Below are 26,053 nucleotides of genomic sequence, written 5' to 3'. Positions count from 1 at the left end.
TCCGCATTGAGCGGAAGAAGCCACCCCTTGAACGACCCTAGATTCCTAGAACCTACGCATCGGTTTTGCGTGCGGCTAGCGCGCGGACAACGTCGGCACGCGACTCCACCAGCAAACGGCGCATCGCGGCGTGCTTGGAGCCCAAGTGCTCAAGGAATTCATCTGTCTGCTTCAAGGTTTCCTCGGAAACGTTGGAGCTAGGGTAGAAGCCCAGCACGATCTGCTTGGCCATCTCGTGGGAGTAGGATTCCCAGGCGTTGACGAGCAACCCGAAGTACTTCTCCGAGTAGCCGGCGATCAGCGTGTTGTCGTGCACGTTGTTGAAACCGGTAATAACTGCGCTTTGCTGATCATTGGACAGGGTGGCTGCGGTTGCAGCCGCGAATGCCTCTGCTTTCGATTCAGCAGTCGGTCGGGAAGCCCGCGCTGTGTACCACGACGCCTTGCCCTTGGCAGTATCGTCGTTGGCCAGAACGGCGTCGAGATCGGCATCGCTCATGTAGCCGCCAGCACTCAGCGCAATGGCCAAGGACCAACGCAAATCGGTGTCCACTACGAGGCCTGCCAAGCTTGCCGAGCCGTCGAACAGGCGATTGACCTGGTCCAGCTGCGCGGTGGTGCGCGAGCGGTGGGCAAAGGCCTTTACGAACTGCAGCTGTGCGTCCGAACCGGCTTCAGCCTCGGAAGCCAGTTGCCACAGACGGTCTGCAGCCTGAACCGAAAGCTCTTCGCTGTGCGAGGGTGCGACGTAGAGGTCCAGTGAGGTGTTCAGCTGGCGCAGCAACACCATGATTACGGTGGAATCTACTTCGTGGCCAATGTTGTTTAGCAGTAACTGGACGTATGTGCTCGCAGGTGCTTCGGCATCTCGCACAGAATCCCAGGCTGCAGACCAGACCAAGGTCCGAGGCAGCGACTCTTCGAAGTCCTTCAGATGCTCTGTGGCAGTGGCCAAGGAAACTTCATCCAAGCGAATCTTGGCATACGTCAGGTCATCGTCGTTGAGCAGGACCAAATCTGGACGTTGCCGGCCAATAAGCGCTGGAACTTCGGTGAGTTCGCCATCGATATCAAGTTCCTCGCGGTGCACTCGCTGCAGCACGCCAGCCTCGCCCAGCGAGTAGAAGCCTACGGCTAGACGATGCTGGCGCAGGGTCGGATACTCCGCCACTGCGGACTGGCGGATGGCGAAAGAAGAGATGGCGCCGTCTTCATCGATAGCCATCTCCGCCTTGAGCGTGTTCACTCCAGCAGTTTCCAGCCATTGAGCGCCCCATCCGCTCAGATCTCGGCCGCTGGCTGCTTCCAATTCCTTGAGCAGGTCTGGCAGCTCGGTGTTTGACCAGGCATGCTTGGAGAAGTACTCGCGCACGCCTGACATGAATTCTTCCTGACCCACGAAAGCTACCAGCTGTCGCAGAACGCTAGCGCCCTTGGCGTAGGTGATGCCGTCGAAGTTGACCTCGACGTCTTCCAGATCATTGATCGGGGCGACGATTGGATGGGTGGATGGCAGCTGGTCCTGGCGGTAGGCCCAGTTCTTCTCCAAGGTGTTGAAGGTGGTCCAGGCACTGGTGAACTCGGTGTTCTGCGCTGCGGCCAGCGTGGACATGAACTCGGCGAATGATTCGTTCAGCCACAGATCGTTCCACCACTTCATGGTGACCAGGTCCCCGAACCACATGTGCGCCAGTTCGTGCAGGATGGTGATTGCGCGGCGTTCCACCATGGCGCCGGTGGGCCGGGACCGGAAGACGTATTCTTCGAGGAAAGTCACCGCTCCCGCGTTCTCCATGGCTCCGGCGTTGAACTCCGGCACGAAAAGCTGGTCGTACTTCTCAAACGGGTACGGAGTGCCGAAGTTCTTCTCATAGAACTCGAAGCCCTGTCGGGTGATGGTCACGATGTTCTCTACGTCCAGGTATTGCATCATTGATGCGCGGGCGAAGACGCCGAGCTCAACGGTGCGTCCGCTGGAGGAAACCAAGGAATCGCGAGCCACTTGGTAGGGGCCAGCAATCAGGGCGGTGATGTAGCAGGAGATGCGCTGGGTCGGCGCAAAGTCCCAGGTAGCGGAATCGCCGTTTTCGATTGGCTCGGGAGTAGGTGCGTTGGAGACTACGTTCCAGTATTTTGGTGCGGTTACCGAGAACTGGAAAGTGGCTTTCAAATCGGGTTGTTCGAAGACAGCAAACATGCGCCGGCAGTCCGCAACCTCGAACTGGGTATACAGGTATACTTCCTGGTCCACTGGGTCAACGAATCGATGCAGGCCCTCGCCGGTGTTCATGTACAGCGCGTCTGCGTCAATCACCAGCAGGTTTTCTGCAGCGAGGTTCGGCAAGTGAATGCGGATGCCATCGGAATGCTCGGCAGGGTCCAGCTCTACTCCGTTGAGATTGATCGAGCGTACCGAATCGGTGACTGCATCAATGAAGGTCGACGCGCCGGCAGTGGCGGTGAAGCGAACAATAGTTTTCGAAGAAAAGACGCGCTCACCCTGAGTGAGATCCAGGCTTACCTCGTAGCTGTCAACGTTGAGCAGATTCGCGCGTTCGCTGGCCTCCGCGCGAGTGAGGTTCATTCCTGGCATGGGTTCTCCAATTCTTGGTGATGGTTATCCATCAGCGGAAGTTGTGAAACGAATATTGAATATCTGTCCATTGTGTCACCTGCGACGGGGCATTGCGCAAGTCATTGGGCCGAACAATTTACTCAATTTTCCAATAACTCCCATAAATTGCGTGCTTTGGGACGAGCGCAAGACTTATTGGGTTAATACTCCAGGGTGTGAGGCTGCGAAGTAGCGAGAGTGTGTGCTGCGGTCGCTATCCTAGATAGGACAGTAAAAGACCCCTCCCAAGTAATTGAGGCAATTGATTATGCGCGTGCATATCGCCACTGACCATGCAGGACTCGAGCTCAGCGACTACCTAGTGAAGCACCTGACGGCCAAGGGCTACGAAATGGTCAACCATGGGCCGAAGTCTTACGACCCAGAGGATGACTACCCGGCGTTCTGCATCAACGCTGCCTTAGCGGTCGTCGAAGATCAGCGTGCCGGCGTGGACGCGCTGGGCATCGTTTTGGGTGGATCGGGAAATGGCGAACAGATTGCGGCTAACAAGGTCGAGGGTATCCGTGCTGCACTGGCATGGAACTTGGACACCGCCAAGCTCGCCCGTGAACACAACAATGCAAATGTCATCGCTGTGGGCGGGCGCCAGCACTCGGTGGAAGAAGCAGCAGAACTTATCGAGGCCTTCCTTGCGGAGCCATTCAGCGAAGCTGAACGCCATGTACGCCGCATCAGCAAGATCGCAGCATACGAGACTACCGGCGAGGTCATCGAGTAGTCGTGCCGGAAGGACATTCCCTTCACCGCCTTGCCCGCCAATTCGACGATGTCTTTGGCGGGCAAACGGTTCTCGTCTCGTCCCCGCAAGGCCGTTTCAGTTCTGATGCGGAACGAATCGATGGCCACCAGCTAGAGCACGCCTTTGCCAAAGGCAAGCAACTGTTCTGCCGTTTTTCCAACGATTTGTATCTTCGCGTGCATTTAGGACTCTATGGTGCCTTCAGTTTCGGCGGCGATCAGCACTTTATTGGTGCCTCGTCGATCGGTGCGCCACGGAAGATTGGCGAAATCGAAACAGGCACCACTTCCGACGCTGAATCGTACAACGGGCCGCCTGCGCCGGTTGGCGCAGTACGGGCACGGATCGTTTCCGAGCATGGTTGGGCGGATTTGCGTGGGCCGACGGCGTGCGAGGTGTTGGATCATGACCGGGTTCAAGCGCACCTGAATAAGCTGGGGCCGGATCCATTGATTGGTTCTGCGGTTCGGTTTAGAGCTGCCAAGGGCCAAGCGGACATCGCGGACTCCGAAACATTGCTTGAAGCAGGGCACAAAGAATTTCGTGCCAATCTGTTGAAGACGAAGACTCCCATCGGCGTCGCGCTAATGAATCAGTCCGTCATCTCCGGCGTTGGGAACATTTACCGTGCCGAAGCATTATTCCGGAATCGTATTTCTCCCGCGCTGCCAGCGAATGAGCTAAGTGCTCAGAAAACCAAGAAACTTTGGTGGGACATCGTCTCCGTCATGGAAGACGGTGTTCGCGATGGCAAGATCATTACTACCTTGCCCGAGGACCGGGACCCTCAGGGCGTGATTTGGCCAGACAACGCGTATTACGTTTACCAACGGCAAGGCATGCAGTGCCGTAAATGCTCGGCCCGGATTTCCCTGGCTGAAGTCGCGGCTCGGAAGTTGTATTGGTGCCCACGCTGTCAGAAGAGGCCTCGTCAACGACACTCGACTTAGTCGGTGAGTGCCACGATGAGACGGATGGAATTCTTTTCGTTCCGACTTATCGGCGTGTTTTGCCGGCCAGTCCTTCGTACGGGTGCTAGGGGAGAGGACCCAAGTGAGACGTGGAATCCTCGATTTGCAAAGCAAGAGTTTTATGGTCTAGACTGAATCTTGTTCGTAGCGCAGGTGCTTCGAAATGGGGATGTAGCTTAATGGTAAAGCCTTAGTCTTCCAAACTAATGACGCGGGTTCGATTCCCGTCATCCCCTCCGTTTGAAAAGGTTCCGCTGTGCGGGACCTTTTCGCATACCCGACAGAAAATCAGTTCTTCCAAACTTTTTATTCTGAGGTACTGGCCGCTTCAAATGGGCTGCCCTTATCCGAGCGACATCTCCAAATGATCGGCCCTGGATGTTGCTTCGCGGTTTTCTGGTGAGCTCATCCATCGAGTGCTTGAAATACGCTTTCGATTGCTTGAATATTTTGCCGGATTTCCAGATTGTGAACCGGGAATCACCAAGTTGCCTCGGTGCACGGCAGTTGCCCATGGTTACTGCCGGCTTTTTTGAAGGCGCAGCGTACGTGCACAAATCCTTGGAATATCGATTTGGCTATGCTTACGGCTCTGGCAGTGGGTTCCCTTGAGGAATCTCGGCGTCCGTTAACCCAGGAACGAGGATTCCGAAGGTTGAGAATACACTTGTAATTCAACTCACGAATATGCGATTTCTGGAACGAATCAGGCAGGTGAAACGAGGAAAACCGCGGAATTACGCGGATGTCATTGTGCTACTTGCAAAATCCTCGATTTTGCTTTTGGTTCGAACCCGTGTAACTTAGTTTCTTGTGATCAGCACGGGAAACAAAAAATTCCCGACCCGATTACAAAGCGGTTTGTCCAGATGAAACAAGCTTTCTTCTGAACTTCACCGGGGTGTAGCTCAGCTTGGCTAGAGCGCGCGCTTTGGGAGCGTGAGGTCGCAGGTTCGAATCCTGTCACCCCGACTTTATGACTGGAGGAGTCTGGTCATGGAATTGAGATTTGAGAAATCAAGTTTCGTGAGTAATGGCGATTGAGAAATCTTCACTATTCAAGCAACACGGTTAGTTGGAAGCAGTCATCCTAGGATGCAGCTTCCTGGCTAATCGGGGTGTAGCTCAGCTTGGCTAGAGCGCGCGCTTTGGGAGCGTGAGGTCGCAGGTTCGAATCCTGTCACCCCGACTTTGCGAGTGGATATCTTCGGATTGAGCCCGTGAAAATTGAGAGCTAAATATAATTTAGATCTTGTGATCACTAAGAACCGTAAAAGGTAACTAGTAAGCATCACAAACGATTAGTGGATACAGGATGACTCGGGTTAGACTGTTCACTGCTAATCGGGGTGTAGCTCAGCTTGGCTAGAGCGCGCGCTTTGGGAGCGTGAGGTCGCAGGTTCGAATCCTGTCACCCCGACTCTGTCGAACAACCCCGCAACGCCACCATGTTGCGGGGTTTTTTGCAGATTAGACCTAATATTAGACAACTCAGGAGTACAACGCTGTGAAGAGCGCCGTCGAAAACGTCAACCCGACCCGGGTTAAGCTGACCGTTGAAGTTCCTTACGAGGAACTGAAGCCCCGCGTCGATGAGGCGTACAAGACCATCGCTCAGCAGATACAGATCCCCGGCTTCCGCAAGGGTAAAGTTCCTGCAAAGCTGATCGACCAGCGCGTCGGCCGTGGCCACGTCATCGAGACCGCTGTTAACGAAGGTCTGAACGAGTACTACCAGAAGGCAATGGTTGAGAACGAACTCACCCCATTGTCCCGCCCAGAGGTAGACATCACCGAACTGCCATCCCTCGAAAAGGAAGGCGAAGGCCAGCTGGTCTTCACCCTTGAGGTAGACGTACGTCCGAAGGTTGAACTTCCGGACTACAAGGGCATCGAGGTTTCTGTTGAAGCCAAGGAAGTTGCTGACGAGGACATCGAGAAGGCTCTCGACGACCTGCGCGGCCGTTTCGGCACCCTGAAGGAAGTTGAAGCTCCAGCAGCTGCAGACTCCTTCGTAACCATCGACCTGACCGCTTCCGTTGAAGGCGAAGAAGTCGACTCCGCACAGGGCCTGTCCTACCAGATCGGTTCCGGCAACATGCTTGAGGGCATGGACGAAGCCGTTACCGGCCTGTCCGCTGGCGAAGACGCAACCTTCGAAACCACCCTGGCTGGCGGCGAGCACGCTGGCAAGTCCGCAACCGTCAAGGTCGTAGTCAACGCTGTGAAGCAGCGTGAACTGCCAGAAGCTAACGACGACTTCGCTCAGCTGGCTTCGGAATTCGACACCATCGCCGAACTGCGCGAGAACCTGGCAAAGGACGCCGCAGAGGGCAAGGTCGTCGAGCAGGGCGTAGAGGCTCGTGAGCTGGTTCTGGACAAGCTGGTTGAGCTGGTTGAGGTCCCTGTTCCTGCTTCGGTTATCGACGAGCAGATCGAGCAGCACTTCAACGCTCCGAACTCCGAAGAGGGCCACGACACCGAGGAGCACCGTGCAGAGGTTCGCGAGAACACCGAGCGTGCCTTCAAGAACGAAATCATCCTGGACGCAGTTGCAGACGCTGAGGAAGTTGGCGTCGAGCAGTCCGAGCTGATCGACTACATCGTCCAGACCGCAGGCCAGTACGGCATGGAGCCAAACCAGTTCGCACAGATGCTGGACGGCGCAGGCCAGGTTCCGATGCTCATGGGCGAAGTTCGCCGCCGCAAGGCACTGGCAAAGGTTCTCGAGTTCGCTACGGTCACCGATTCCAACGGTGCCGCAGTTGACCTGACCTCCTTCGTCAAGCCAGCCGGTGAAGAAGAGGCAGCTGAGGTTGAAACCGAAGAAGCCAAGTAGTCTTCACTAAACTCTGATGGCCGTCGGCCGCTTGTTCAACGCAAGCTGCCGATGGCCATTTTTGTTCGCTTCAGGCGTGCATCATGCGCCGTGAGCGAAACAGGGGCATGAAACAGCCCAAGATCGCCTTGAAGTAAGTAATCTCAAAGTAACCAGTTGCAGCTATGGGATTAGAAACAGAGATTCCAGAAACTGATCTACACGTTTGGAAGAGGTAGAGAACATGTCAAATGATTCGCGCACTCCCACTATGGCAGCCGCAGAGCCGGCCGGCCGTGATGACTACATCTACAACCGCCTGCTCAAGGAGCGCATCATCTGGCTGGGCTCCGACGTCCGCGACGACAATGCGAATGCCATTTGCTCGCAGTTGCTGCTGCTCTCGGCAGAGGATCCTGAGAAGGACATCTACCTTTACATCAACTCGCCAGGCGGCTCGATCACCGCTGGCATGGCCATCTACGACACCATGAACTTCATCCCGAACGACGTGGTGACCGTAGCTACCGGCCTGGCAGCATCGATGGGACAGTTCCTGCTGTCCTCGGGCACCCCAGGCAAGCGTTTCGCCACTCCGAACGCACGCATTCTGATGCACCAGCCATCGGGCGGCATCGGCGGTACTGCCTCGGACATCAAGATCCAGGCTGAACTGATCATGCACATGAAGAAGGTCATGAGCGAGCTGACTGCAGAACAGACCGGTCAGACCGTGGAGCAGATCCTCATCGACAACCAGCGTGATAAGTGGTTCACCGCAGAAGAAGGCCTGAAGTACGGCTTCTTCGATCAGATCGCAACCCACGCAGGCTCGGTCACCGGTGTTGTAGGCGACGACGACAAGTAGTCGTACCGCACCGCTTGATACCCAAAGATTTGTCCAAGGAGAAAACCATGAACTTCAATCCGGAAGCCGTTAGCGGCCAGATGCCGTCGGCCCGCTACATCCTGCCACAATTCGAAGAGCGCACCCCATACGGTTTCAAGCGCCAGGACCCTTACGCAAAGCTGTTCGAGGATCGCATCATTTTCCTCGGTGCCCAGGTCGATGACGCATCGGCCGATGACGTCATGGCCCAGCTGCTGGTCCTGGAATCGATGGACCCAGAGCGCGACGTCACCCTTTACATCAACTCGCCAGGTGGTTCCTTCACCGCGATGACTGCAATCTACGACACGATTCAGTTCATCCGCCCAGAGGTCCAGACCGTCTGCCTCGGCCAGGCGGCCTCGGCAGCAGCAGTTCTGCTCGCAGCTGGCACCCCGGGCAAGCGTTTAGCACTGCCTAACGCCCGCGTGCTGATCCACCAGCCAGCAATGGGTGGCGGCGAACGCGGTACCGCGACCGACCTGCAGATCCAGGCCGAGGAAGTCATGCGCATGCGCAGCTGGCTGGAAGAGACCATTGCGTCCCACTCCGGCCAGAAAGTTGAGAAGGTCCGCGATGATGTGGAGCGCGACCTGTTCATGACGGCGAGCGAAGCAAAGGCCTACGGCATCGTCGATGAGGTATTGACTCCTCGCAAGCTGAACCGCGCCCAGCTGGGAAGCTAGCGCATACGTGGAATAATCCAGGATGAATGGCGGTTTACCTAGTTGTCGGTCTGTCCAAAGGCAGAAGGCGCAACACAGGTAAACCGCCATATTCATCTAATTTGGGGGACAACTAGCCTAGAATTGAGTAAGTCCACAGCTACTCAAGTAAACGGGAGAATGGTGCGATGGGACGCATGGGTGAAGGCTCGGATCTGTTGAAATGCTCTTTCTGCGGGAAGAGCCAGAAGCAGGTTAAGAAGCTAATAGCAGGCCATGGTGTCTACATTTGTACTGAATGCATCGAACTCTGCAATGAAATCATCGCCGAAGAGTTTGCCGAAGAGCAGGTGCATGAAGAGTTCTCCCTGGCCAAACCACGTGAAATCTTTGATTCGCTGCAGGAATACGTCATCGGCCAAGAGAACGCCAAGCGGGCGCTCTCGGTTGCTGTCTACAACCATTACAAACGCATCCACGGCAACCAGGACCACGGTCCCGTTGCTGCGCTGACTAACGAAGACCCACTGGATGATGTGGAAGTCTCGAAGTCCAACATCATGCTTATCGGTCCTACCGGATGCGGTAAAACCTATCTGGCTCAGTCGTTGGCGAAGAAGCTGAATGTTCCATTCGCAGTCGCCGACGCAACGAGCCTTACCGAAGCAGGCTACGTGGGAGAAGACGTGGAGAACATTCTCCTCAAGCTCCTCCAGGCCGCCGACTATGACGTCAAGAAGGCTGAAACCGGCATCATCTACATTGACGAGATCGACAAGATTTCCCGTAAGAGCGAGAACCCCTCGATCACGCGAGATGTCTCAGGCGAAGGTGTCCAGCAGGCACTGCTGAAGATTCTTGAAGGTACAGTTGCAGCCGTGCCACCTCAGGGTGGCCGCAAGCACCCGCATCAGGATTTCATTCAGCTCGACACCACCAACATTCTTTTCATTGTTGCTGGCGCCTTTGCAGGCTTGGAAGAGATCATTTCTTCTCGCGCAGGACAGAAAGGCATTGGCTTTGGGGCCCCGCTGACCGCGCTGAAGTCCGAAACTGCTTCCTATTCGGATGTTCGGCCTGAGGACCTGCTCAAGTTCGGACTGATTCCAGAATTCATTGGACGCCTCCCGGTGATCACTACGGTGGAGCACCTGGACAAGGATGCGTTGGTTCGAGTGCTGACCGAGCCGAAGAATGCACTGCTCAAGCAGTACCAGAAGATGTTCCAGATGGACGGCGTAGCATTGAGTTTCGACCAATCCGCTCTCGACGCCATCGCGGAACTGGCTATTGCACGTGAGACGGGCGCACGTGGCCTGCGTTCAATTCTTGAAGAAACTCTTGGCGGAGTGATGTTCGATTTGCCAAGCCGCGACGATGTAGCTGAAGTGGTAATCACTCGCGCCACCGTCATCGATCGCGAAGAGCCCACGCTGCTCTCACACGCGATGGTCGCCAAGCGCGACAAGAAGTCTGCATAGACCACGTCCATAAAATTCTTTTCGGAAGAAAGTTGGTAGTTCATGGCTGAACGTCAGCAAGTTGATTTCTGGTTCGATCCAATCTGCCCATTCGCTTGGGCGACGAGCCGGTGGATCAAGGAAGTAGAAAAGGTCCGCAGCATAGATGTGACCTGGCATGTCATGAGCCTTTCGATGCTTAACGAAGGACGGGATCTTCCCGCTGACTACCGTGCGATGATGGACAACTCATGGGGACCGGTACGTGTGATCACCCGTGCCGCCCAGGAGCACGGCGATGACGTTAAGGACAGCCTGTACACGGCAATGGGCGAGCTGTTCCATTACGAAAAGATCGAAGATCGTGGGGAAGTGATTTCCAAGGCCCTGGCGAAGGTCGGACTCCCAGCAGAACTCGCTGAGGCGGCGGATACTGACGCCAATGACGCGGCCTTGCGTGCCAGCCACGAGGTTGGAATTGGCAAAGTGGGTCAGGATGTCGGAACACCAATCCTCGCCGTTGACGGCGTTGCCTTCTTCGGGCCGGTAATCACTCGCATTCCAACCGGAGAAGATGCAGGCAAGATGTTTGATGCCGCGGCGCAACTCGCATCGTTCCCATACTTCTTCGAAATGAAGCGTACCCGCACCGAAAGCCCAATTTTCGACTAAGCGAAAATTCATTGTCCAAAGGACGTTGTCTCATGGAGAGACAACGTCCTTTGTGCGTAGCAGGGAACTCAGCGGCAGCGTCAGCGTGGATCTACTGACCTTGCCCGCTTCGATTGATGCAGTTATCCATCCGATGTGCTCCTTGTGCGGCGGAGAATTGGCCACACTGCCCTGAGGGGTTGCGTCGATCATTTCACCGGATCTTCGTGGAGCGCGGAAACTGGCTCACACATTGCCGGCGAAAAGGATTCCAGGCAGCCATTCTCATTGGCAGGCGCTCGCTAACGGCTGCTTCAGGTAATCGGCGCGCGAGGTTCGACGGATTGCTTGGGATGATCTCGCCAAAAGTAGCGGACGGCCGATGACTAAGGCCATGCGCTCATCGTCTTGGTGGTGAGCCCGAGATGCCCCTGCGGGGACCTGCGAACGCAGAACGCGGTGTCGCAGGAAGGCCACTGGTGATCCAGGCGTTGGTTCCGTGTTGTGCTCAGACGCGTGAATAAGTCCATTTTCGACACCTAATTAACTCATATTTTTTCCTTCTGCCCAGCCATCGTACTGCCGAAAAGTGCCTGTTACCGAAGTTTCCGTTTCATATATTCGCGGTTGCTGGCCCGCCGTTGAAAGATGAATTCTGGAGATCCAATAGTGATTTGATTCACAAGTAATTTTGGGGTCGAGCCGAAACCGGCTGATCTGGCTGGGCTATCAGCGGGGGAGCGGGCAACGTGCGCGGACGAATTAAAGTATCTGTTCCAGGCTAATTTCGCTTCACAAATTGAGTGCCGCAGGCGAATCGCGACACGGTCGACGGAGGGAAAGATTCCTGTAGAAAATGTTTGAAGTGTGTGTTTGACTGTTTCCCACGAGTGCAACCGCACCCCCATCGATAGTGGCAAAGAAGCCACTGGACAAGGAGTTAAATCGTGCAGATTCGTTCTCTAATTACGGATTCATCCAAGGGCAGAGGGCGCCGCAAGCTGGCAGGCGCCGCAGTCCTTGCGAGCGCACTGATGCTTAGCGCGGCCCCAATGGCCTCGGCAACGCCGACGACAACGGGCGGAGAGATCGAGTCGATCACGATCTCTCAGCAGAAGGCTGAAGCTGCGGTGGACTACTGGACCGCAGACCGGATGAAGGCCGCAAAGAACGCAGATTCACTCGTTGCTGGAAAGTCGGGCTCGGCCGCAAAGGTCGAAATCGGCAAGCCTGCCAAGGTGCCTGGCCATGGAGCTGACGTTGCCGCGGGCAAGCAGACACAGAAGAAGGGTGGCAAGACCCGCGCAACCCAGGAAACTCCGGTCTCGCACATCGGCAAGGTCTTCTTCACCCTTGGTGGATCAGACTATGTCTGCTCCGGCAATGCTGTGGTCTCCGCCAATGAGTCGACCGTCTCCACTGCAGGGCACTGTTTGAACGAAGGACCGGGCGCATTCGCCACCCGTTGGGTATTCGTCCCGGCCTATGAGAATGGCAACGCACCGTACGGCTCCTTCGCAGCGACCGAGCTGGTGGCGCCAACCGAATGGTCCAACGGCGGTGACATCTCCTATGACACCGGCTTCGCAGTCGTCAGCACGAGCGGTGGTTCGACCCTGACCGATGCCGTCGGCGCATCCGGCGTTGCATTCAACCAGGCACGCGGCGAGCAGTACACCGCGTACGGCTACCCAGCTGCCTCGCCATTCAACGGCGAGACCCTGCAGTCATGCACCGGCTACGCGAGCGACGATCCCTTTGGCCAGTCGCAGTCCCAGGGCATTCCATGCAACATGACCGGCGGCTCCTCGGGCGGACCATGGTTCCTGGGCAGCGGTTCGGACGGCTACCAGAACTCGGTGAACAGCTTCGGATACAGCTCCGTGCGCGACACCATGTTCGGGCCATACTGGGGTTCGGTGATCCAGCAGGCTTACCAGAACGCGCAGAACTAAACGCTCACTCGCCGGCGGCTGGACATTGATGGGGATCCAGCCGTTGGCATGGAGCAGAAGGGAAAGATGATGGCCAATGGAGATTCGCCAGCTGACCGGTCCAAGACTCCGGTCCAGAGGCATCGTCTTGAGAACAGCGCCGAAGACCAGCTGAAATACTTCACCGACCAACGTCGACGCGCAGCTCGTCCCATAGAAAAAACCCGTGAATCTCCACTGCAGAAGGATCGTCCAGATCCGGGGGAGAAAGAGGAATAGAAACGGAAAAACCGGTTGCCATCCCGTTGAGGGGATGGCAACCGGTCCTGTTTATTGGCGCTTATGCCTCTTCGGCCGGAGCCAATTCGACGTTGGCGACAGTCAGTTCGCCTTCGGTTTCAACCAAGGACAACTCGCGGGCATTGGCTGCGGACTTCAAGTCCTCGAAGCCTGCCTTGAGCTGGGCAACCTGGGCTGCAGGCGCGTGGATCTCGCCCGAGAGCACCTCGGTGCGCTGCTTGACCTTTGCATCGGACTTGGCCTTGCGGATTCCCGAAAGGGCTACGCCAACCAGCGGCAGTACTGCAGGGTCGGCGCCCTCGACTGCTGCCGAAAGGTGCTCGGTGCTTGGCCACTGGGTCAGGTGCACCGACCCGTTGCGCCACCAGCCCCACACTTCTTCGGTGGCGAACGGGAGGAACGGAGCGAACAAACGCAGCACCGAATCCAAGGTGGTGGCCAAGGCAGCCAGAACAGAAGCCTGCTCGGCTTCTCCATGGCCACCGTATGCGCGGTCCTTGACCAGTTCCACGTAGTCGTCGGTGAACGACCAGAAGAACGACTCGGTGATATCCAGAGCTCGAGCATAGTCGTAGTTGTCGAAAGCGCGCTTGGCATCTTCGATAACGGTCGACAGGCGGGCGAGCAGCGAGCGGTCAAGGCCGTTGGTGACTACCGAAGCATCATCGGTCAGCACATTGGCCTCGGTGGCACCCAAGTTCAGCACGAACTTCGAAGCGTTCAGGATCTTGATGGCCAGGCGGCGGCCGATCTTCATCTGGTTCACTTCATAGGCGGTGTCGGCACCGAGCTTGGCACTGGCGGCCCAGTAGCGGACGGCGTCCGCACCGAACTTGTCCAGGACTTCGTTCGGAACCACCACGTTGCCCTTTGACTTGGACATCTTCTTGCGGTCCGGGTCCAGGATCCAGCCCGAAATGGCGGCGTGCTTCCACGGAGCGTTGCCATGCAGGGAATCTGCACGCACCGCGGTGGAGAACAACCAGGTGCGGATGATGTCGTGGCCCTGGGGGCGCAGGTCGAACGGGTAGACCTTCGCGAAGAACTCGTCGTCGCGGCCCCAACGGCCCACGATCTGCGGGGTCAGCGAGCTGGTTGCCCAGGTGTCCAGCACGTCGGCATCGCCAATGAAGCCGTTGGCTGCCCCACGCTGGTCCTCGGTGTAGCCGGTAGGCGCGTCGGCCGCCGGATCAACCGGAAGCTGGTCGATGGTCGGCAGCAGCGGTGCATCGTAGTTTGGTTCGCCGTGCTCATCGACTTGGTACCACACCGGTACCGGTACGCCGAAGAACCGCTGGCGAGATACCAGCCAGTCCCCGTTCAGGCCCGACACCCAATTCTCGTAGCGCGAACGCATGAACGACGGGTGGAAATCAATTTCCTGGCCGCGGGCGATCATCTGGTTGCGGCGCTCTTCGTCGCGGCCGCCGTTGCGGATGTACCACTGGCGCGAGGTCACGATCTCCAGCGGCTTGTCGCCCTTTTCGAAGAAGTTCACCGGACGGGAGATCTTCTTCGGCTCGCCATCGAGCAGGCCGGCTTCGGAAAGCATCTCAACGACGGTTTCCTTGGCGGAGAACACGGTCTTTGCCGAAATCTGGGCGTAGGCTTCCTTGCCGGCCTCGGTGGTGATCCACTCCGGGGTCTCGGCCAGGATGCGGCCGTCGCGTCCGATGATCGGACGGGTTGGCAGCTGCAGTTCGCGCCACCAGGTCACGTCGGTCAGGTCGCCGAAGGTGCAGACCATGGCAATGCCCGAACCCTTGTCGGCCTGGGCCAACGGGTGCGGGTGCACGGTGACTGGAACGCCGAAGAGCGGCGAGGTCACGGTCTTGCCGAACAGGTGCTGGTAGCGTTCATCATCCGGGTGCGCCACCAGCGCGGCGCATGCTGCCAGCAGTTCCGGGCGGGTCGTCTCGATGAAGACCTGCTCGCCGTTGTCCGCAGAGAATGCGTAGCGGTAGTAGGCGCCCGGCATCTCACGGTCTTCGAGTTCGGCCTGGGCCACGGCGGTACGGAAAGTCACGTCCCACAGGGTTGGGGCCTCGGCCATGTAGGCGTCGCCCTTGGCCAGATTCTCCAGGAACGCACGCTGCGAGGCCGCACGCGAATTGTCGTCGATGGTGCGGTAAGTCATGCGCCAGTCAACCGAAAGGCCCAGGGTGGTGAACAGCTGCTCGAAGACCTTCTCGTCCTCGACCGCGAGCTCTTCGCAGATCTCGATGAAGTTCTTGCGGCTGATGACGTCCCAGTCGCGCTGGTTCTTCGCCGGCTTTTCTGGTGGACGGTAGCCCTCGATGTAAGGCTTGGTCGGGTCGCAACGGACACCGAAGTAGTTCTGCACGCGGCGCTCGGTCGGCAGCCCGTTATCATCCCAACCCAGTGGGTAGAAAACGTTCTTGCCGTTCATGCGCTGGTAGCGGGCCAGTACGTCGGTCTGCGTGTAGGAGAACATGTGTCCTACGTGTAGCGAACCCGAAGCAGTTGGCGGGGGAGTGTCGATGGAGTACACGGCTTCGCGAGTCGTATCCTCATTGAAGTGATAGGTGCCCTCGGTGCGCCACCGGGACGAAAGACGTTCCTCCAAGCCTTCCAATGCTGGCTTGTCAGGAACGGAAACCGTTGCGGGCGTGTCTGTGCCCAAGTTTTCTTCTGCCATGCCTCTATTCTTCCATGTTTTGCCCGGTGCCAAGACATTGTTGCCCATGGCTTGCACCACGCGGCGCCCGTGGCGAGTAGCATCCTGTGCATGGAGCGACGAAGAGCACCTCGAATGCCGCCACCGGCCATTGCAGCAGCCGCGATGGCTGCCCAACGGCTGCTGGTTCCCGAGGTGCGTTCATCAACCGGGTTGCAACTCATGGCCGGGCTTTTGGCCATTGGCGGTGCCGGCATTGCCCTAGGCGCAGGACTCTCTTTCCATGCCGCCAAGACCACCGCGAACCCGCAGCGTCCGGAGGACAACACCGCTTTGGTCACGACGGGACTCTTTGCCCGCACCCGCAATCCGATGTACCTGGGAATGGTTGCCGTATCCACCAGTTATGCCATGTGGCCGGGCTCGCTACTGGGGCTTGTTCCCAGCGTCGCGCTCGCCTGCTGGCTCGACCAGTTCCAGATACCCGCTGAAGAAGATGCGCTGGCGCAGAAATACGGACAGGCGTATTGGCAGTACCAGCGGGCGGTGCCGGGCTGGATTTCTTCCACTGAGCGCGGCAAAACCCATGCCAGATGAAACGTAAGAGAAATTCATGCCTTACCAACTGGTAATCATCTAGTTCTACAGTTGTTGCATGACTACTACTAATAGCACTTCATCCCGTTCGGCTGTCGTGACCGGAGCTTCCAGCGGAATCGGGCAGGCAACCGTACGCGCTCTGCGCGCCCAAGGATGGACCGTCGTCGCGGTGGCCCGCCGTGCAGAACGCTTGGAAAGCCTCGCTGCCGAATGCGGAGCGATCGCCGTTCCAGCAGATGTCAGCGTGCAGGCTGATGTCGACTCGTTGGCGGAAACCGTGCTCGCCCAGGGCGGCGTCGACACGCTGGTCAACTGCGCTGGCGGTGCCCGGGGAACGGAGACCTGGGCGGATGCGATTGACGAGAACTGGGAATTCATGTGGCAGGCCAATGTAATGGGAACCATGCGCCTGACCCGTGCCCTGCTGCCGCAGCTGCGCGAGGCGCGCGGCACCGTCCTGAACGTCACGTCCACGGCGGCACTGGCCAGCTACGAAGGCGGCAGCGGCTACAACGCAGCGAAAGCTGCAGAACGGGCCATGACCCAGGCTCTGCGCCTGGAAGAAGTCGAGAACGGCTTGCGCGTTATCGAGATCCTGCCTGGCCTCGTGCAGACAGAAGAGTTCTCCCTGCGCCGGTTGGGCAGCCAGAGCGCTGCAGATAACGTCTATGCTGGCGTGGATCATCCGCTGACCGCCGAAGACGTTGCCGAGGTGATCCGCTATGCGGTGAGCGCCCCGGCACATGTGAATCTCGATGAGATTGTCATCCGCCCGCAGGCGCAAGCCGCAAACCACAAGCTCATCCGCAATGCCAAATAGGCGCCCAACTTCATCTATGAGGACCAAATCATGAGTCAAAAGACCCAGCAGACAATCCATATCGTGGCCACATCCCATGGCACGGACAACCCCCACGGGCAGCAGCTGATCCACGACCTGCGTGCCGATCTTGAACGCATGAGCGCACAGCATTTTCCGGGGCAGCTTCTCTGGCACGAAGCCTATGTGGATGTCCAGGAACCCCGGCTCGAATCGGTCATCGCGGCACTGCCCGAAGGCGAGCCGGCAGTGGTCCTGCCATTGCTGGTCTCAGACGGGGTGCATACGACCGACGATATTGCGCAGGCTGTCGCTTCACGTCCGGGCACCTTAGCCGCACCGCCATTGGGCCCGCTGCCAGAACTGGCCCAAGTTCTGGCGCAGCGTGCCGCCGGGCACCTGGAGAAAGACACGCTGGTCATCGTGGCCGCCGCGGGCACACGATTGGAAGTCGGCCAAAATCAGGTCGAGAACCTGGCCGAGCAGGTCGCGGGCCTGCTGGAGCGCGAAGTGCTGGTGGGATATTGCGCGGGCGCGCAACCGCGGATCGCTGAGCTCGTGGGCGGCGCGGCCGGTCGTCCGGTGCTGGTGCTCAGCGCGTTGCTCGCCGACGGATACTTCCAGCAGAAGCTGGCTAGCACAGGCGCCGACGTGGTGACAAGCCCATTGCTGCCTGACGTCATGATCACTCAATGTTTCCTTGTGCGACTGAAAAAGGCTCTTCAAGAAGGGCTTTTCATGTCTCCAGATGACGAACTCCTAACCCGTTAGTCAACGCGTAGCCATGTGACATCAGCAGGTTGCTGACCCCCTGGGGGCAGTTTCTAGGCTGATGGGCATGACGCAGACAACCACACCAGTTCGCCCCAAAAGAGCGGCCAAGCCCAACGGCCAATGGAAGGTCGATGGCACTACGCCGCTGAACGCCAACGAGGAAATGAAGGCCGCCGACAACGGCCTGAACGTGCGCCAGCGGATCGAAGAGATCTACTCCGTGCAGGGCTTCGACTCCATCGACCCGGATGACCTGCACGGGCGTTTTCGCTGGTGGGGCCTGTACACCCAGCGTGCCCAGGGCATTCCCGGCGGCAAGACCGCCACGCTGAGCCCTGAAGAGCTCGAGGACCGCTACTTCATGCTTCGCGTGCGCATCGACGGCGGGGCGCTGACCACCGAGCAGCTGCGCGTCATCGGCCAGATCTCGAAGGACTTCGCCCGCGACACGGCAGACCTCACCGACCGCCAGAACGTGCAGCTGCACTGGGTGGACGTCGTCGATGTTCCAGAAATCTGGCGCCGCCTCGAAAACGTGGGGCTGCACACCACCGAAGCCTGCGGCGATGTCCCACGCGTCATCCTCGGTTCCCCTGTAGCTGGGATCGCCAAGGACGAGATCATCGATCCCACCCCGGTGATTGCCGAGATTTCCCGCCGCTACATTGGCAATCCGGAGTTCTCCAATCTTCCGCGCAAGTACAAGACCGCGATCACCGGCCACCCCAGCCAGGACGTGGTCCACGAAATCAACGACTTCGCCCTGATCGCGGCCATCCACCCGGAACTCGGCCCCGGCTACGACCTGTGGGTCGGCGGGGGACTGTCGGCCAACCCACGGCTCGGCGAGCGCCTTGGCGCCTTCGTCTCCCAGGAACAGGCCGCCGACGTATGGGAGGGCGTCACCTCGATCTTCCGCGATTACGGGTACCGCCGGCTGCGCAACCGCGCCCGCCTGAAGTTCCTGCTGGCCGACTGGGGCACCGAGAAGTTCCGCCAGGTGCTGCAGGACGAGTACCTGGGCTACGCGCTGCCTGATTGCGAACTGCCGGCCCAGCCCACCTCGGCAGGTGACCACAGCGGCGTGCACGAGCAGAAAGACGGCCGTTTCTACGTCGGCCTGACCGCCCCGGCAGGACGCGTCTCGGGCAGCACGCTCGTGGCCCTGGCCGACCTGGTCGAGACGCACGGCTCCACCAGGCTGCGGACCACGCCGCACCAGAAGATCCTTGCGCTGGATATCGCCGAGGAGCAGGTCAAGGAATTTGTCGGCGCAGCGCGCTCTCTCGGGCTGGAAGCATATCCCGGACTGCTCAAGCGGTCGGCTATTGCCTGCACCGGCATCGAATTCTGCAAGCTGGCCATCGTGGATACCAAGGACACCATGATCGACGCGGTAGCAAAGATCGAGGAACGCCTGGCCGATCACCAGGGCAAGCTGCCTCGGGCGTTGGCGCTGCACGTCAACGGCTGCCCGAATTCCTGCGCCCGCATCCAGACCGCAGACCTCGGGTTCAAGGGGCAACTGATCACCAATGAGGCCGGCGAGCAGGTGCCAGGTTTCCAGGTGCACCTGGGCGGCACCTTGGCCGGCCGGGAAAACGGCGAAGCGACCATGGGCCGTACCGTACGCGGCTTGAAGGTGGCTGCCGATGAATTGCCCGACTACGTTGAGCGGGTTGTGAAGAACTATTCGGCCTCCGCGGACGACGGCGAATCCTTCGCGGCCTGGGCCCACCGAGCTGAAGAGGACGAACTGAAATGAGCGAGCAGAACCCCGTGCGAACCCGCAGCGAAGCCGAACTGCGGCGGATCGCCAAGCTCGGCGCCGATGAGCTGGGCTGGGAGGCCACGGCCGAGCAGGTCGTCGCCTTCGCCGCCGAGCACCTGGGCGCCGATGAGGTGGCGGTGGCCTGCTCGATGGCCGACGCGGTGCTGCCGCATCTGGTCGCCGCGCAGCTGCCGAAGGTCGATGTGCTGTTCCTGGAGACCGGATACCATTTTGCCGAAACCCATGGCACGCGCGACGAGGTAGCCCGCACCCTGGACGTGAACGTCGTGGATGTGCTGCCTGAGCTGAGCGTTGCCGAACAGGACGAGAAGTTCGGCAAGGACCTGTTTTCCCGGGATCCGGCCGCCTGCTGCCAGCTGCGCAAAATGGACCCGCTGGCTCGTTCGCTGTCCGGATACAGCGCATGGTTCACCGGGGTGCGCCGCGACGAGGCGCCGACCCGCAGCAACACCCCGCTGGTCGTTTTCGATGAGAAGCACGGACTGGTCAAGTTCAATCCGGTCGCCCCGTGGAATTTCGACCAGCTGATCGGCTACGCCACCGAGCACCAGGTGCCGGTGAACCTGCTGCTGTCCAACGGCTACCCATCTATCGGCTGCCAGCCGTGCACCCGCCCGGTGGCCGAGGGCGAAGACCCCCGGGCCGGTCGCTGGGCCGGCTTGAGCAAGACCGAATGCGGAATCCACGTCTAAAGGAGCGAATCATGACCATTACCGCTAACGCCCCCGCCGGCACCCAGCGCAGCGTCCTGGACGCCCTGGAAGCCGAATCCATCCACATCATCCGCGAAGTCCTCGCCGAATTTGAGAAGCCGGGACTGCTCTTCTCCGGCGGCAAGGACTCCGTAGTCGTCCTGCACCTGCTGGCCAAGGCCGTCGTACCCCTGCGCGTGCCCATCCCGGTGGTCCATATCGATACCGGCCACAACTTTGCCGAGGTGCTGAACTTCCGCGATTCGGTAGTGGAAAAGTACGGGCTGAACCTTGTTGTCGGCTCCGTCCAGGAGTACATCGACCGCGGCGAACTGACCGAGCTGCCAGATGGCACCCGTAACCGCTTGCAGACCCGAGTGCTGCTGGACACCATCGAAAAAAACGGATTCGACGTGGTCTTCGGCGGCGCCCGCCGCGACGAGGACAAGGCCCGCGCCAAGGAGCGCATCCTGTCCCTGCGCGATGAGTTCGGCGTCTGGGATCCACGCAACCAGCGCCCGGAAATCTGGAGCTTGTACAACGGCCGGCATGAGCCGGACTGGCATGTGCGCGCCTTCCCGATTTCCAACTGGACCGAACGCGACATCTGGGCCTACATCCAGCGCGAAAACATCGAGCTGCCCCCGATCTACTTTGCCCACCGCCGCCAGGTCTTCGAACGAGATGGCATGTGGCGGGCGCTGACCCCGGTCAGCCAGCCCAACGAGGATGAACAGGTGATCATCAAGCAGGTGCGCTACCGCACCGTGGGCGATGCCAGCTGCACTGGTGCCGTGCTCTCTGCAGCAGACACCGTAGAGAGGGTGCTCGACGAATTGGCTATCGCCACCGTCACCGAACGCGGAGCAACCCGCGCCGATGACCGAATCTCCGCCGCGGGAATGGAAGACCGCAAGACCGAAGGGTACTTCTAAAATGACCACCACATTATTGCGCATCGCTACCGCAGGTTCGGTAGACGACGGCAAGTCCACCCTGGTTGGCCGACTCCTGCACGATGCCAAGGCGATCCTTGCTGACTCTCTGGATGACATCGCACGCACCAGCGCCGAGCGCGGCTTCGGCGGAGCCGACGGCACTCTCGACCTTGCCCTGGTGACCGATGGCCTGCGCGCCGAACGCGAACAGGGCATCACCATCGACGTGGCCTACCGCTACTTCTCCACCGACAAGCGTTCCTTCATCCTGGCGGACTGCCCGGGCCACGTGCAGTACACCCGCAACACCGTCACCGGCGCCTCCACTGCGGATGCGGCCATCGTCTTGGTCGACGCCCGCAACGGCGTGCTGGAGCAGACCCGTCGCCACCTCGGCGTCCTGGCGCTGCTGCGCGTTCCGAGGCTGGTCGTGGCAGTGAACAAGATGGACCTGATCGGCTGGGACGAACAAGGCTTTACGACCATCGAGTCCGAGGTCCTCTCGCTGGCCAGCGAACTGGGCATCGCGTCCACCACGGTGATCCCGGTATCCGCCCTGCAGGGCGATAACGTGGTCGAACCATCCCAATCGGCAACCTGGTACGCAGGCCCGACCCTGCTGGGATTGCTCGAAGACCTGGAGCCCAAACTCGGTGGCGGCACCGCGCGTTTGGACGTCCAATACGTCATCCGCCCGCAGGGCGCACTGGCTCCGGGCCTGGATCCGGAAGCCTACCGCGACTACCGCGGCTACGCCGGAACCCTGGCTGATGGCATCTTGAATGTGGGGGACACCGTGCAGGTGCTCTCCAACGGCCACCCAGTGGGCAGCCGGATCAAGGCCATCAGCACTCCTGCTGGTCCAGCGCAGAGCGCACAGGCCGGCGACGCGATCGTTGTTGAACTGGAAACCGACCTGGACATCGCCCGAGGCGACACCATCGTGGCCGGCGAATTGCCGGCAGCACAGCGCGAATTCCAGGCGGACATCTGCGTACTGGATCCGGTGAAGCTCACCAACGGCCAGCGACTGCTGATCAAGCACGGCACCAAGGTATCCGCGGCCAAGCTCTCCAGCATTGACTACGTCATCAATGTCGCCGACTACGCCCAGCAGCCTGCAGACTCCCTGGAACTGAACGATCTGGGGCGGATCACGCTTCGCAGCCAAGCGGCTCTGGCCATCGAACAGTACGCAACTTCGCGTACCGGCGGCAGCTTCCTGCTCATCGATCCAACCACGGGGCGCACCCTAGCCGCGGGGATCATCGAGGAAAAACATGAAGCGGCCTGATGTAGGCGAATCGACGGGAAACGGCGATCGTGTCCGGCTCTCGCCTCATGGGCAAACGGGCGGCTTCCGAGGCCGTTTCCTCGGGCTCGCAGCAGTCGCAGTGCTGACCGCAGTAGCCGTGGCCACGACCTTCCTGCCAGGGCCCAATGAAGTCCAGGCGCAGGCGGCAGATCATGGACCGGCGGATGAGCTGAACATCGGCTACTTTGCCAATGTCACCCATGCTCCGGCTCTGATCGCCCAGTCCCAAGGCATTCTCCAAGATCGCCTTGGAGAAGACGGCACCAAAGTTGAAAGCCAGATTTTCAATGCCGGACCGGCCGCCGTGGAAGCCCTGAATTCAGGGGCCATCGACGCCGCGTACTTGGGGCCAAACCCCGCGCTGAACAGCTACCTGTCCAGCCATGGCGATTCCTTGAACGTGGTGTCGGGCGTTGCCTACGGCGGTGCCAGCCTGGTCGTGAACAAGAAGATCACTCAGCCCGAGGAACTGGCCGGCAGTAATCTGGCCAGCCCGCAGTTCGGCGGAACCCAGGATGTCGCCTTGCGCAACTACCTCAAGGACCTGGATTTGAAGCAGGACGCGACGGTCACCCCGAGCTCCAACGGCACCGTGGCGCAGCTTTTCGGCCGCGGTGAAATCGATGGCGCGTGGCTCCCTGAGCCCTACGCATCCTTGCTGGTGGAGAAGAACGGCGGACACCGCTTGGTGAACGAAGCCGAGCTGTGGCCTGAAGGCAAGTTCCCGACAACGGTTCTCGTGGTCTCCAAGGACTTCATGGCTAGCCACCCGCAAACCGTGCAGAAGCTGGTCGATGCGAATACCGAAGCCATTGATTGGCTCACTCAGGCGGACGATAAGGAAAAGCTGGCGGCAGTGCAGAAAGCGCTGGTTGAAGCCAACGGAAGCTCTTTCGACGAAAGCGTGATCGCTGAAGCCCTGGAGCAAGTGCACTTCAGCCAGGACCCGCTACCCGAGACCTACCAGTCGCTGGTGGACCATGCACTGGCTGTCGGGGTCGGAACCGGCGGCAACGCAGACGGACTCGTGGACACGCTCTTTCTTGAACAACAGGAGAAGTAATGGGAGTACTACTGAATGAAGTGTCCCTGAGCTATCCAGGCACCGGCTTGGTCATCGACCGCATCAGTGCAGAAATTGAAGACGGAGAGTTCATTGCCGTCTTGGGCGCCTCCGGTTGCGGCAAGTCGTCCTTGCTCAACATGATTGCCGGCCTCTTGGCACCGAGCTCCGGCTGGCTCGAGGTACCCAAGGATGGCGCCGCATTCATGTTCCAGGATGCCAACCTCCTGCCGTGGCTCACTGCTAGCGAGAATGTCGATTTGGCGCTCAAGCTCGCAGGCAAGCCAGCTGCGGAACGCCAGCAGCGCGTGGAAGAATTGCTCAACCTCGTACAGCTCGGGCATGCCACCGGCAAGAAGCCCCACGAGCTTTCCGGAGGCATGCGCCAGCGAGTTGCTCTGGCGCGAGCCTTGGCCCAGGACCGGCAGGTGTTGCTGATGGACGAACCATTTGCAGCCTTGGATGCGATCACCCGAGATATGCTCCACGAGCAGTTGCGGGCCTTGTGGGGACAAACGGGCAAGACCATCATCTTTGTCACCCACAATGTGCGCGAGGCGATCCGCCTCTCCGGCCGCATCCTGGTGCTCTCTTCGCACCCAGGACGCATCCTGGAGACCCGACGGATCACCGACGATCTTCGCAATAACCCGGCCCAGGCCGCCGCATTGGCCGATGAACTGACCACGATTCTCAGAAAGGAGCAACGGAAACATGAGCTCACTGACCGAATCCCGAACTAGGGTGAATCCCGTGCGCGCAATCAAGCTGCGCCCGAACAACCGGCTCGACTCATGGGTTGCCCCCTTGCTGACTGTCGTGGTGCTCCTGAGCCTGTGGCAGATCATTTCCTGGGCCAGCCCGCTGCGGGAAGACCTTTTCCCCGGCCCACTAGCTGTCGCGGCAAAGCTTCCGCAATTGCTGGCGGATGGCTCTTTGGTATCGGCTGTGGGAAATTCCCTGTTCCGTGCAGTGAGCGGATTCGCGATTGCCGTGGTCATTTCCACCCCGTTGGCATTGCTGTTGGCACATCAGCCACTGCTGCGCAAAGGCGTGGGACCCCTGGTCTCGGCAATGCAGGTCTTGCCGTCGATCGCCTGGGTTCCAGCAGCAATCATCCTGTTCGGACTGAGCGATGCAACCATCTACACGGTCCTGCTGCTCGGAGCCATCCCATCCATCATCAATGGCCTGCTGTCTGGCATCGACATGATCCCGGCGCAGTACAAGTCGCTGTCCAAGGTGCTTGGTGCCTCCAAATGGGAACACGTGCTGCACATCGAACTGCCAGCGGCCATGCCCGGGTATGTCGCTGGATTGCGCCAAGGCTGGGCCTTTGCATGGCGTTCGCTGATGGCTGCCGAATTGATCGCGGTAGGCGGCTCTCTCGCCTTGGGTGTTGGGTCTCTGTTGCAGCGCGGCCGCGACCTCGCAGATCTGCCGCTGGTCATGCTGGTGATCCTGACCATCTTGCTAGTTGGCGTGTTGATCGAATTAGTATTTTTTGCTCCGATTGAACGCAAGCTGTTGCGTGATCGTGGAATGAGCCGAACTGGAGAAAACAATGGCTAAAGGACATATCACCCTTATTGGTGGTGGCCCCGGTGATCCTGAACTGATTACCGTTGCAGGCTACAAAGCCCTTCTGTCCGCCGATGTGGTTTTAGCTGACCGGCTCGGCCCCACCGCGCTGCTGGCAGACCTATCGGATGACGTGCTGGTGATCAACGTGGGCAAGTCTCCTGGCTGCCACGTGAAGACCCAAGACGAGACCAATGAACTTCTGGTCAAGTACGCGCTTGAAGGAAAACACGTTGTCCGGCTCAAGGGCGGAGATCCCTTCGTCCTGGGCCGTGGCGGAGAGGAAATGCTCTACGCCGCAGAGTACGGAATTTCCACTCGCGTGATCCCGGGAATCACCAGCGCGATTTCGGTTCCTGGAGCCGCTGGAATCCCGGTGACCCACCGTGGAATCGCTGCCGGATTCACCGTAGTGAGCGGACACGCTGAGCTGGCCGACGTGCCAGTTCGGTCCGATCACACCCTCGCGGTGCTGATGGGAGTATCAAATTTGGCACAAATTGTTGAGACATTGCTTACCCGAGGTTTACCGTCAAGTACGCCAATTGCGATAGTTGAGCGAGGTTACTCACAGACGCAGCGCACAACTATCGGTACGCTAGAAGAGATTGTAGTGCGCGCCCGCAAGGCCGCAGTGGCGAATCCGGCCGTCATCGTCATCGGTGATGTCGTTCGGCTAGCCCCGGAAGCCTCCGACCAACTGGTAGACCTCCTGCCGCTAGAGAACGCCGAAGCCTCCGCGCCGGCCTCATTCGTTGACTAAGAAAGAGAAGTT

General features: G+C 59.3%; 22 protein-coding genes and 4 tRNA genes. 24 read left to right on the top strand and 2 right to left on the bottom strand.

Annotated elements, in window-relative coordinates; genetic code table 11:
* Positions 1-52 precede the first annotated feature (52 nt).
* Positions 53-2,593: an aminopeptidase N gene (gene pepN, locus JOE62_RS10480; protein WP_204722309.1), complete on the bottom strand. Its 2,541-nt coding sequence runs from the start codon at positions 2,591-2,593 to the stop codon at positions 53-55.
* 289 nt (positions 2,594-2,882) lie between these two features.
* Here pepN and JOE62_RS10475 point away from each other — a divergent pair, with 289 nt between their 5' ends.
* The 13 genes from JOE62_RS10475 (at position 2,883) to JOE62_RS10415 (ending at position 13,044) form a co-directional block, all read left to right on the top strand.
* Complete coding sequence (locus JOE62_RS10475; protein WP_038990807.1) at positions 2,883-3,356, top strand: ribose-5-phosphate isomerase; 474 nt, start codon at positions 2,883-2,885, stop codon at positions 3,354-3,356.
* 2 nt (positions 3,357-3,358) lie between these two features.
* Positions 3,359-4,327, top strand: coding sequence for a DNA-formamidopyrimidine glycosylase family protein (locus JOE62_RS10470; RefSeq protein WP_204722308.1), 969 nt, complete (start codon positions 3,359-3,361; stop codon positions 4,325-4,327).
* Between the two features lie 186 nt (positions 4,328-4,513).
* A tRNA-Gly gene (locus tag JOE62_RS10465) sits at positions 4,514-4,584 on the top strand.
* Between the two features lie 661 nt (positions 4,585-5,245).
* A tRNA-Pro gene (locus JOE62_RS10460) sits at positions 5,246-5,320 on the top strand.
* Positions 5,321-5,462: 142 nt separating this feature from the next.
* Positions 5,463-5,537 (top strand) — tRNA-Pro (locus JOE62_RS10455).
* Positions 5,538-5,693: 156 nt separating this feature from the next.
* Positions 5,694-5,768, top strand: a tRNA-Pro gene (locus JOE62_RS10450).
* 87 nt (positions 5,769-5,855) lie between these two features.
* On the top strand, positions 5,856-7,187 hold the full coding sequence (gene tig, locus JOE62_RS10445) for a trigger factor (protein WP_038990810.1): 1,332 nt from the start codon (positions 5,856-5,858) through the stop codon (positions 7,185-7,187).
* Between the two features lie 223 nt (positions 7,188-7,410).
* Positions 7,411-8,034 carry an ATP-dependent Clp protease proteolytic subunit gene (locus tag JOE62_RS10440; RefSeq protein ID WP_255209556.1) on the top strand — a complete coding sequence of 208 codons (624 nt, stop codon included), beginning with the start codon at positions 7,411-7,413 and terminating at the stop codon, positions 8,032-8,034.
* Positions 8,035-8,081: 47 nt separating this feature from the next.
* The gene (locus JOE62_RS10435; protein WP_038990812.1) at positions 8,082-8,741 is read left to right on the top strand and encodes an ATP-dependent Clp protease proteolytic subunit; all 660 of its coding nucleotides are present in this window, start codon (positions 8,082-8,084) and stop codon (positions 8,739-8,741) included.
* A gap of 167 nt (positions 8,742-8,908) precedes the next feature.
* Entirely contained in the window at positions 8,909-10,201 is a 1,293-nt protein-coding gene (gene clpX / locus JOE62_RS10430) for an ATP-dependent Clp protease ATP-binding subunit ClpX (RefSeq protein WP_073706121.1), read from the top strand.
* Between the two features lie 42 nt (positions 10,202-10,243).
* Entirely contained in the window at positions 10,244-10,852 is a 609-nt protein-coding gene (locus tag JOE62_RS10425; RefSeq protein WP_204722307.1) for a DsbA family protein, read from the top strand.
* Positions 10,853-11,778: 926 nt separating this feature from the next.
* Positions 11,779-12,786 carry a trypsin-like serine peptidase gene (locus tag JOE62_RS10420; protein WP_204722306.1) on the top strand — a complete coding sequence of 336 codons (1,008 nt, stop codon included), beginning with the start codon at positions 11,779-11,781 and terminating at the stop codon, positions 12,784-12,786.
* A 48-nt stretch (positions 12,787-12,834) separates the two neighbouring features.
* On the top strand, positions 12,835-13,044 hold the full coding sequence (locus JOE62_RS10415; RefSeq protein ID WP_038990817.1) for a hypothetical protein: 210 nt from the start codon (positions 12,835-12,837) through the stop codon (positions 13,042-13,044).
* A gap of 61 nt (positions 13,045-13,105) precedes the next feature.
* Here JOE62_RS10415 and valS read toward each other — a convergent pair whose 3' ends face one another.
* Positions 13,106-15,724: a valine--tRNA ligase gene (gene valS / locus JOE62_RS10410; protein ID WP_204722305.1), complete on the bottom strand. Its 2,619-nt coding sequence runs from the start codon at positions 15,722-15,724 to the stop codon at positions 13,106-13,108.
* 90 nt (positions 15,725-15,814) lie between these two features.
* Between valS and JOE62_RS10405 the strand changes: the two genes are divergently transcribed.
* The 11 genes from JOE62_RS10405 to cobA all read left to right on the top strand — a co-directional run bounded on the left by JOE62_RS10405 (position 15,815) and on the right by cobA (position 26,041).
* Positions 15,815-16,300, top strand: coding sequence for a methyltransferase family protein (locus JOE62_RS10405; protein ID WP_204722304.1), 486 nt, complete (start codon positions 15,815-15,817; stop codon positions 16,298-16,300).
* Positions 16,301-16,358: 58 nt separating this feature from the next.
* Positions 16,359-17,123, top strand: a complete 765-nt coding sequence (locus JOE62_RS10400; protein WP_204722303.1) for an SDR family oxidoreductase — start codon at positions 16,359-16,361, stop codon at positions 17,121-17,123.
* A gap of 30 nt (positions 17,124-17,153) precedes the next feature.
* Positions 17,154-17,894, top strand: coding sequence for a sirohydrochlorin chelatase (locus tag JOE62_RS10395; protein ID WP_204722302.1), 741 nt, complete (start codon positions 17,154-17,156; stop codon positions 17,892-17,894).
* A gap of 67 nt (positions 17,895-17,961) precedes the next feature.
* Positions 17,962-19,662, top strand: a complete 1,701-nt coding sequence (locus JOE62_RS10390; RefSeq protein ID WP_204722301.1) for a nitrite/sulfite reductase — start codon at positions 17,962-17,964, stop codon at positions 19,660-19,662.
* Positions 19,659-20,381, top strand: coding sequence for a phosphoadenylyl-sulfate reductase (locus JOE62_RS10385; RefSeq protein WP_038990822.1), 723 nt, complete (start codon positions 19,659-19,661; stop codon positions 20,379-20,381). The genes JOE62_RS10390 and JOE62_RS10385 overlap by 4 nt, the downstream gene beginning before the upstream one ends.
* Before the next feature lie 11 nt (positions 20,382-20,392).
* Positions 20,393-21,316: a sulfate adenylyltransferase subunit CysD gene (cysD, locus tag JOE62_RS10380; protein WP_204722300.1), complete on the top strand. Its 924-nt coding sequence runs from the start codon at positions 20,393-20,395 to the stop codon at positions 21,314-21,316.
* A gap of 1 nt (position 21,317) precedes the next feature.
* A complete protein-coding gene (locus JOE62_RS10375) occupies positions 21,318-22,613 on the top strand; it encodes a sulfate adenylyltransferase subunit CysN (protein ID WP_204722299.1) in 1,296 nt (431 codons plus the stop codon).
* Complete coding sequence (locus JOE62_RS10370; RefSeq protein ID WP_204722298.1) at positions 22,600-23,697, top strand: ABC transporter substrate-binding protein; 1,098 nt, start codon at positions 22,600-22,602, stop codon at positions 23,695-23,697. The genes JOE62_RS10375 and JOE62_RS10370 overlap by 14 nt, the downstream gene beginning before the upstream one ends.
* Positions 23,697-24,440: an ABC transporter ATP-binding protein gene (locus tag JOE62_RS10365; protein ID WP_141355218.1), complete on the top strand. Its 744-nt coding sequence runs from the start codon at positions 23,697-23,699 to the stop codon at positions 24,438-24,440. Before JOE62_RS10370 ends, JOE62_RS10365 begins: the two co-directional genes overlap by 1 nt.
* Positions 24,412-25,269, top strand: coding sequence for an ABC transporter permease (locus JOE62_RS10360; protein ID WP_061951949.1), 858 nt, complete (start codon positions 24,412-24,414; stop codon positions 25,267-25,269). The genes JOE62_RS10365 and JOE62_RS10360 overlap by 29 nt, the downstream gene beginning before the upstream one ends.
* Positions 25,262-26,041 (top strand): uroporphyrinogen-III C-methyltransferase, encoded by a 780-nt coding sequence (cobA, locus tag JOE62_RS10355; protein ID WP_204722297.1) that lies wholly within the window; start codon positions 25,262-25,264, stop codon positions 26,039-26,041. Before JOE62_RS10360 ends, cobA begins: the two co-directional genes overlap by 8 nt.
* Positions 26,042-26,053 lie beyond the last annotated feature (12 nt).

Source organism: Glutamicibacter nicotianae (assembly GCF_016907615.1).
GTDB lineage: Bacteria > Actinomycetota > Actinomycetes > Actinomycetales > Micrococcaceae > Glutamicibacter > Glutamicibacter nicotianae.
The sequence above is the reverse complement of the archived record's forward strand: the minus strand, read 5'-3'. Positions and strand labels throughout refer to the sequence as shown.

Excerpts from the sequence above, each read along its gene's own strand:
- JOE62_RS10475 (WP_038990807.1), top strand. The coding sequence starts at position 2,883 with ATGCGCGTGCATATCGCCACTGACCATGCAGGACTCGAGCTCAGCGAC.
- JOE62_RS10400 (WP_204722303.1), top strand. The coding sequence starts at position 16,359 with ATGACTACTACTAATAGCACTTCATCCCGTTCGGCTGTCGTGACCGGA.
- JOE62_RS10395 (WP_204722302.1), top strand. The coding sequence starts at position 17,154 with ATGAGTCAAAAGACCCAGCAGACAATCCATATCGTGGCCACATCCCAT.
- JOE62_RS10435 (WP_038990812.1), top strand. The coding sequence starts at position 8,082 with ATGAACTTCAATCCGGAAGCCGTTAGCGGCCAGATGCCGTCGGCCCGC.
- pepN (WP_204722309.1), bottom strand. The coding sequence starts at position 2,593 with ATGCCAGGAATGAACCTCACTCGCGCGGAGGCCAGCGAACGCGCGAAT.
- JOE62_RS10440 (WP_255209556.1), top strand. The coding sequence starts at position 7,411 with ATGTCAAATGATTCGCGCACTCCCACTATGGCAGCCGCAGAGCCGGCC.
- JOE62_RS10375 (WP_204722299.1), top strand. The coding sequence starts at position 21,318 with ATGACCACCACATTATTGCGCATCGCTACCGCAGGTTCGGTAGACGAC.
- JOE62_RS10365 (WP_141355218.1), top strand. The coding sequence starts at position 23,697 with ATGGGAGTACTACTGAATGAAGTGTCCCTGAGCTATCCAGGCACCGGC.
- JOE62_RS10385 (WP_038990822.1), top strand. The coding sequence starts at position 19,659 with ATGAGCGAGCAGAACCCCGTGCGAACCCGCAGCGAAGCCGAACTGCGG.
- cobA (WP_204722297.1), top strand. The coding sequence starts at position 25,262 with ATGGCTAAAGGACATATCACCCTTATTGGTGGTGGCCCCGGTGATCCT.
- JOE62_RS10360 (WP_061951949.1), top strand. The coding sequence starts at position 24,412 with ATGAGCTCACTGACCGAATCCCGAACTAGGGTGAATCCCGTGCGCGCA.
- cysD (WP_204722300.1), top strand. The coding sequence starts at position 20,393 with ATGACCATTACCGCTAACGCCCCCGCCGGCACCCAGCGCAGCGTCCTG.
- JOE62_RS10370 (WP_204722298.1), top strand. The coding sequence starts at position 22,600 with ATGAAGCGGCCTGATGTAGGCGAATCGACGGGAAACGGCGATCGTGTC.
- JOE62_RS10405 (WP_204722304.1), top strand. The coding sequence starts at position 15,815 with ATGGAGCGACGAAGAGCACCTCGAATGCCGCCACCGGCCATTGCAGCA.
- JOE62_RS10390 (WP_204722301.1), top strand. The coding sequence starts at position 17,962 with ATGACGCAGACAACCACACCAGTTCGCCCCAAAAGAGCGGCCAAGCCC.
- clpX (WP_073706121.1), top strand. The coding sequence starts at position 8,909 with ATGGGACGCATGGGTGAAGGCTCGGATCTGTTGAAATGCTCTTTCTGC.
- JOE62_RS10415 (WP_038990817.1), top strand. The coding sequence starts at position 12,835 with ATGGAGCAGAAGGGAAAGATGATGGCCAATGGAGATTCGCCAGCTGAC.
- valS (WP_204722305.1), bottom strand. The coding sequence starts at position 15,724 with ATGGCAGAAGAAAACTTGGGCACAGACACGCCCGCAACGGTTTCCGTT.
- JOE62_RS10425 (WP_204722307.1), top strand. The coding sequence starts at position 10,244 with ATGGCTGAACGTCAGCAAGTTGATTTCTGGTTCGATCCAATCTGCCCA.